This window comes from Dietzia papillomatosis NBRC 105045 (genome assembly GCF_001570845.1).
Lineage (GTDB): Bacteria > Actinomycetota > Actinomycetes > Mycobacteriales > Mycobacteriaceae > Dietzia > Dietzia cinnamea.
This window is the reverse complement of sequence record NZ_BCSL01000008.1, coordinates 98,358-104,858: the sequence shown is the minus strand read 5'-3', so window position 1 is coordinate 104,858 and position 6,501 is coordinate 98,358. Positions and strand designations below refer to the sequence as shown.

Below are 6,501 nucleotides of genomic sequence, written 5' to 3'. Positions count from 1 at the left end.
TCCGCGGCGCCGGGTGCGGCCGATCGGATCGGGGGAGCACCTCCGGCGGGCATGCTGGAGGTATCGCAGTGTGTCCGGTGGAGGAGGCGGGGAGATGGAGACGGCGATCGTCATCGGAGCGGGGATGGTGGGGCTGTCGACGGCCTGGCATCTGCAGGAACACGGTGTCGAGGTCACGGTGGTCGATCGAGAGGGGGTGGCCGCGGGTTCCTCGTGGGGGAACGCCGGCTACCTCTCCCCGGCCCTGACCCTGCCGCTGGCGGATCCGAGTGTGTGGACGTACGGGCTGAAGGCGTTGCTCGACCCGGATGCCGCGCTGCACGTGCCACTCCGGGTCGACCCCGGACTGTGGGGGTTCCTGGCGCGTTTCCTCGCACACGGGACGATGCGGGCCTGGCATCGGACCATGGCCGGCCTGGCCCCGATCAACGCCCTCGCTCTGGAGGCGTTCGACCAGCTGACGGACGGTGGGGTCGCGGCCCGGACGCGAGAGGGCCCCTTCGTGGTCGGGTTCACCGACCACGCGTCGGCCACGTCATTCCTCGACGAACTCGAGTGGGTTCGCGGCCACGGGATGGAGGTGGAGGTGGAGCGGCTCGACGCCGCCCGAGCGCTCGCGCCGATCCTCTCGGAGGAGGTCACGGCGGCCTACCGGATGAACGGCCAGCGCTTCATCGAACCGGGACCCTTCGTGAACGCGCTCGGCGACGCGGTCCGCGCGCGCGGCGCCCGGCTGCTCACCGGGGACGCCGTCACCGAGGTGAGGCCCGGACGCGCCCCCGGGGTCGTCCTCGCGACGGGGGAGCAGCTCAGCGCTGACTCGGTCGTCATCGCCACCGGCGCCTGGATGCCACAGCTCGCCCGCCCGCTCGGGGTGAGGACGCGAGTCCAGGCGGGCCGGGGTTACTCGTTCTCGGTGGGCGTCGAGGAGCCGATCCCGCACCCCGTCTACCTGCCGGCGCAGCGCATCGCGTGCACCCCGTATCAGGGGCGGCTCCGGATCGCCGGAACGATGGAGTTCCTCGGACCCGACGAGCCGCCCCGGGACAGGCGGATCCGGGCGATGCTCACTCAGGTCGACGGGCTGTTCCGAGGCGTGGACCTCGACGACAGGCGGGACGAGTGGGTCGGCTCCCGGCCCGTGACGCCTGACGGACTGCCGCTGGTGGGCGCCACCGCGGGACGCGGGGTGTACGTCGCCGGCGGCCACGGGATGTGGGGGATCGTGCTCGGTCCCGCTACCGGGAGACTGCTCGCGAAGCAGATCGTCACCGGGCAGGTCGACCCGGTGCTCACGCCGTTCGACCCGCTGCGATGAGTGCTCGGCCCGGTCATCGCCGACCGGGGCCCGGCGACGTGGCGGTACGGGTGGGGGTTTAATCGCGGGAATGGCGTTGCTCTTCGAACCGATCCGCATCCGCGACCTCGAGATCCGTAACCGGGCGTGGCTGTCCCCGATGTGCCAGTACTCGTGCGAGGACCGCGACGGCGTGCCGACGCCGTGGCACCTGGTCCACCTCGGCGCGCGGGCGCAGGGCGGGTTCGGGCTGATCCTCGCCGAGGCCTCGGCGGTCGTGCCGGAGGGGCGCATCAGCCGCGAGGACGCCGGACTGTGGAACGACCGGCAGCGGGACGCGTGGGCGCCCAGCGTGGAGTTCGTCCACTCCCAGGGCGCGGCGATGGGAATCCAACTGGCGCACGCCGGGCGCAAGGCGTCGACCTACAAGGCGTTCCCCGGGCAACCCTCCGGGTCGATGCCTGTGTCCGAGGGTGGCTGGCCCACCGTGGCGCCGTCGGCGATCCCGTTCGGCGACATGGCCACCCCCGAGGCGCTGGACGTCGCCGGGATCCGTGAGGTGGTCACCGCGTTCGCCGAGGCCGCCCGGCGCGCCGACGAGGCCGGGTTCGACGTGGTGGAGATCCACGCCGCGCACGGGTACCTGCTGCACGAGTTCCTCTCGCCGCTGTCGAACGAGCGCACCGACTCCTACGGCGGCTCGCGCGACAACCGCGCGCGGTTGCTGCTGGAGGTCTGCGACGCCGTCCGCGAGGTCTGGCCCGAGGGCAAGCCGCTGTTCGTGCGCATCTCGGCCACGGACTGGGTGCCCGGCGGTTGGACGCCCGAGGACTCGCGTTGGCTGGCGGGCCGGCTCGCCGAGCACGGCGTGGACCTGGTGGACGTCTCGTCCGCCGCGAACACGCCCGACCGCCCGCCGGTGGCGCTCGAGCAGGGCTACCAGGTGCCGCTGACCGAGGAGGTCCGCGCGTCGGGTGCGGTGCTCGCGGGCGCGGTCGGCCTGATCAGCGACCCGGAGTTCGCCGAGCGGCTGCTCGTCGAGGAGCGCGCCGACGTCGTGTTCCTCGGCCGCGCCGGGCTCCGCGAGCCCGCCTGGCCGCAGCGCGCGGCCGCCGAGCTGGGCCTGGACTGGCGCGACGCCCCGTACCCGCCGCAGTACACGCGGGGGAAGTGGGACTGAGCTACAGATCCAGCTCGATGTCCGAGGAGGCCAGCGAGTTGCAGACCGTGATCCGCTCCTGCTGCACACCGGGCTGTTCGGCGCTGGTGGTGCCGGCGAGCTTGGTCGTGACGCACGCCTTGCACAGGCCCCGCTCGCAGCCGGTGGGCACCGGGATCCCGGCGCGCCCGGCCGCCTCCAGCAGTGTGGTGCCGCCGTCGATCTCCACAGACGTCCCGGTGCGGGCGAAACTGACGGTGTAACGGCTGCCGTCGTCGGCGGGCCGATCCAGTTCGGGCGCGGTGAACGACTCGGCGTGGAAGCGCTCGGCGGGCTGTCCCAGCCCCCGCAGCCACCCGCGGGCCAGGTCGATCACCGCCGCCGGGGCGCAGACGTAGGTCTCGCGCTCGGCCAGGTCCGGCACCAGCTCGGTCAGCAGTTCCGGGCCGAGGCGTCCGGTGCGAAGGTCGTCGCGGGTGGCCGGGGCGTCGGTGAACAGGTGCAGCGTGATCCCGGCGTCGCGGGCCAGCTCACGAAGCTCCGGCTCGAAGATGATCGAGCGTTCGTCGCGGTTGAAGTACAGGACCGTCGCGTCGACGTGGGGGCTGGCGTCGCGGGCGAGGCGGCGCAGCAGCGCGATGATCGGGGTGATGCCCACGCCGCCCGCGATGTGCAGGGTGGGGGCCGGGTGAGTGGTGTCAGGCTCTGCCGGCAGCGCGAAGTCACCGGTCGACTGCGGCACACCCACCAGGGTCACGTAGGCCCCCGGCTTCAGGGTGTCGTTCAGCCGGTTGGAGACGCGGCCGTCAGCCACGCGCTTGACGCAGAACTCCAGGTCGGACGGCCCGGCCTGCCCGACCGAGTCGTGGACCAGGCTGTACTGGCGGACCAGCTCGTCGTCGTCGACCATCTGGCGCACCGACACGTACGCGCCGGCGTCCCACCGCACGTCCTCCCACCCGCGCGGGCGGGCCAGGCGCACTGACAGGGCTTGCCCGTCCGCGACAGGCGTGACCGCCACGACCCGCGCCGGCACGTTGTGGAACTGCGGCTTGTCGAGGTAGGGCGACTCGGGCAGTTGCCGGTAGCGCAGCCCGGCCGCGACGCGGCGAACGAGCGAAGCCGGGTCGCGCAGCAGGTCGCGGGGCCGAGAGAACTCGCGCTCGCCGAACGGCACCGACAGTCCGGTGAGCGTCTTGGCGATGAGCGGCACGGTCTCCAGAAGCGGCGTCTCGTGGTACGGCAGCCCGTGGCGCGCGGCGATCTCGCGGACCTCCGGCGCGATCTTGCGCTGCATCGACGGCGGCAGATCGGGGAACAGGTGGTGCTCGACGTGCGTGTCCAGCCCGCCGTAGAAGATGCGCAGATCGGGCCGGTTCTCGAACGGCACCTCCTCCTCGAGCAGCCGCGCGAGGGCGTCGTCCATCTGCGCGCTGGGCAGGAAGTTGCGGGTCGCGCGGATCTGACGCTCGTAGTACTGGTCGGCGGTCTCGTCGGGGCCGGGGTCGGTGAACAGCTCGAGCTCGCCGGCGTGGTGCTCGATGAACACCAGGAACAGCACCGACATGTAGCCGGTCACCCCGCCGAGGTAGTTCGCGGCGAGGGTCTGCAGCGGCTTCCATCCCGAACGGAACGGCTCGTCGACGAACCGACGCCGGGCGTCGCGGCCGGCGATCCGGGCGGGGGACCGCAGCATGTATGAGCTGAAGAGCCAGTGTCCCTCGACCTTGCGCGCGATGTTCGCCAGGAAGAACGGCGCCGCGATCGGGGCCATCGCGGCCAGGGTCGAGATCATCGCGACCTGGCCGAGGTGGTGGCCGTACCAGTCCTGGCCGGCGCTGCCGCGGAACAGGCTGTACCCCAGGTCGTGGTCCTTGCCGACGATGTTGGTGTTGGGGTGGTGGCCCACGTGGTGCATGGTCTTCCACTGGTCGGTGTCGACGTTGAAGTCCCAGTGGTAGCGGTCGGAGTGGTACTCGCCGCAGTCCGGCAGGTGGTCGTAGCTGCCGTGGATGATGTTGTGGCCGAGTTCGGAGAACTGCATGAGGCGGTACGCCATCTCCAGTGCGGTGGCGCGGCGGATAGCGCGGGGGCCACCCTCGCGCAGCAGTTCGCGGCGGCGGGCGTCGATCGCTTCACCGTAGGCGGTGACGTTGCGGATGTGCGCCAGGTCCTCGGCGCCGACCGCGGTCTTGGCGCGGATGTAGAGGGCGCCGAGCTCGGCCGCGAGCCCGGTGTCGGTGGCGGTGTCAGGGGAGCCGGCGAGGGTCATGACTGTGACCGTAGCCACGCATCCGCGCCGGCGGAATGGCGCTTTCGGTCGGGAAGTTGGCACTTTCGGACAATCGGGTGGGTGGGTTGGTAGTTTCGGGCGATGACTGTGAGGCCGTCGTTGTCGTCGTCGCGGTCGTCGCCGGGATCGCCCGTGTGGGCCGTGCCGCGCGGCACGGAGGGCGTGCGGATCATGGTGGAAGGCGCCGTGGCGCAGGGGATGACGACGACGAGGTGCCTCGCCGGCACCGGAATTCACCCGCCCGATCTCGCGGATGAGAACGCGCAGATCTGGGCACATCAAGAGTTCGCGGTGATCCGCAATCTGTTGGCCGAGCTCGGGGACCTGCCCGGGCTGGGAGCCGGCATCGGGGCGTATTCGACCATCGGTCGGACCGGCGTGATCGGATTCATGATGCTGGCCGGGCCCACCGTGCGCGCGGCGCTCGAGCGGGCGATCCCGTACCTCGCGCTGTCGCCGACGCACCTGCGGTTCGCGCTGGAGGAGGGCGACGGGGTCGTGTACGCGGTCGCCGCCGACGACGCGATCCCGCCCGATGTGCGCGCCTTCGTGGTGGAACGGGACCTGGCCGGGCTGGCGGTGGCGTTTCGTGGCGCGCAGATCGACCTGCAGCTGGTCGGGATCGAGACCACGCTCGGGCCCGCGAGCGCCGCGCTGCTGGCGGAGGCGTGGCGGCTCGAGCCGGCGGCCGTGGTTTCCCGGTGCGCGACCAACCGGCTGGTCATCCCGCGCGCACGCCTGGACGAGCGGCTGCCGCAGGCGGATGAGAACACCGCGCGGCTGTTCGAGCAGCAGTGTCGAGAGGTGCTGGATGCCCGGCTGGCCCGCGTCGGTGTGGCCGGGCAGGTGCGTAGCCGGCTGCGGCACGAGCGGGGTGACTGGCCGTCCATGGCTGTCCTGGCCGCTGACCTGCACGTCGACGAGCGCACGCTCCGGCGGAGGCTGACCGCGGAGGGCACGTCGTTCCGGCGGCTGGTCGACGAGGTGCGGCACGGCAGAGCGCTCGAACTGCTCGGCCAGGGCGCGGCGGTGTCCGAGGTGGCGCGCGAGCTCGGATACTCGGAGACCGCGACATTCACCAGGTCGTTCACCCGCTGGGAGGGCGTGTCGCCGAGCCGGCTCCGGGAGCGGGGCCTGTGACGAGGGAGGTGCGCGAGGCCTACGCGCGGCGGGCGGGGGAGTACATCGAACACATCGGGGCTATCTCGACCGTCCACCCGGCCGACCGCGAGTTGGTGACCCGCTGGGCGTGTCAGGTGGGCGGCCCGGTCCTCGACGCCGGGTGCGGGCCCGGGCACTGGACAGCGCACCTGGCTGAAGCGGGAGTGGACGTCCGCGGCGTCGACGGCGTCAGCGAGTTCGTGGATCATGCCCGCGCCGCCCACCTCGGGTGTTGTTTTGAGCAGGCCGACCTGGAGGCGCTGCCGCTCGGGGATGCGAGCATGTCCGGAGTCCTCGCCTGGTACTCACTCATCCACCACGAACCGGAGGGGATCGGTGTACCGCTCGCGGAGTTCGCCCGGGTCCTGCGGCCCGGCGGGCACCTGCTGGTGGGGTTCTTCTACGGCGAGCTGGTCGAGCGCTTCGACCACGCGGTGGCCCCTGCATACCGCTGGTCGATCGGAGCGCTGGCCGAGCGGCTGCGGGTGGCACACTTCGAGGTGATCGAGACGTACACCAGGACAGGGCCCGGGCACCGGCCACACGGCGCGATCGTCGCCCGCCTGTCGACCGAGCACTGAAGGAGACCCG

The 6,501-nt window shown here is 72.0% G+C and carries 5 protein-coding genes; 4 read left to right on the top strand and 1 reads right to left on the bottom strand.

Features of this window, described 5'->3' with window-relative positions:
* Nucleotides 1-94: 94 nt before the first annotated feature.
* Nucleotides 95-1,318 (top strand): NAD(P)/FAD-dependent oxidoreductase, encoded by a 1,224-nt coding sequence (locus DPA01S_RS04480; RefSeq protein WP_061914262.1) that lies wholly within the window; start codon nt 95-97, stop codon nt 1,316-1,318.
* A 70-nt stretch (nt 1,319-1,388) separates the two neighbouring features.
* Entirely contained in the window at nt 1,389-2,477 is a 1,089-nt protein-coding gene (locus DPA01S_RS04475) for an NADH:flavin oxidoreductase/NADH oxidase (RefSeq protein WP_061914260.1), read from the top strand.
* Nucleotide 2,478: 1 nt separating this feature from the next.
* On the opposite strand, the gene DPA01S_RS04470 is transcribed toward DPA01S_RS04475, so the two are convergent.
* Complete coding sequence (locus DPA01S_RS04470; RefSeq protein WP_061914258.1) at nt 2,479-4,728, bottom strand: fatty acid desaturase; 2,250 nt, start codon at nt 4,726-4,728, stop codon at nt 2,479-2,481.
* A gap of 102 nt (nt 4,729-4,830) precedes the next feature.
* Between DPA01S_RS04470 and DPA01S_RS04465 the strand changes: the two genes are divergently transcribed.
* Both DPA01S_RS04465 and DPA01S_RS04460 read left to right on the top strand, forming a co-directional pair.
* Entirely contained in the window at nt 4,831-5,889 is a 1,059-nt protein-coding gene (locus DPA01S_RS04465; protein ID WP_061914256.1) for an AraC family transcriptional regulator, read from the top strand.
* On the top strand, nt 5,886-6,491 hold the full coding sequence (locus DPA01S_RS04460; protein ID WP_061227815.1) for a class I SAM-dependent methyltransferase: 606 nt from the start codon (nt 5,886-5,888) through the stop codon (nt 6,489-6,491). The genes DPA01S_RS04465 and DPA01S_RS04460 overlap by 4 nt, the downstream gene beginning before the upstream one ends.
* Nucleotides 6,492-6,501 lie beyond the last annotated feature (10 nt).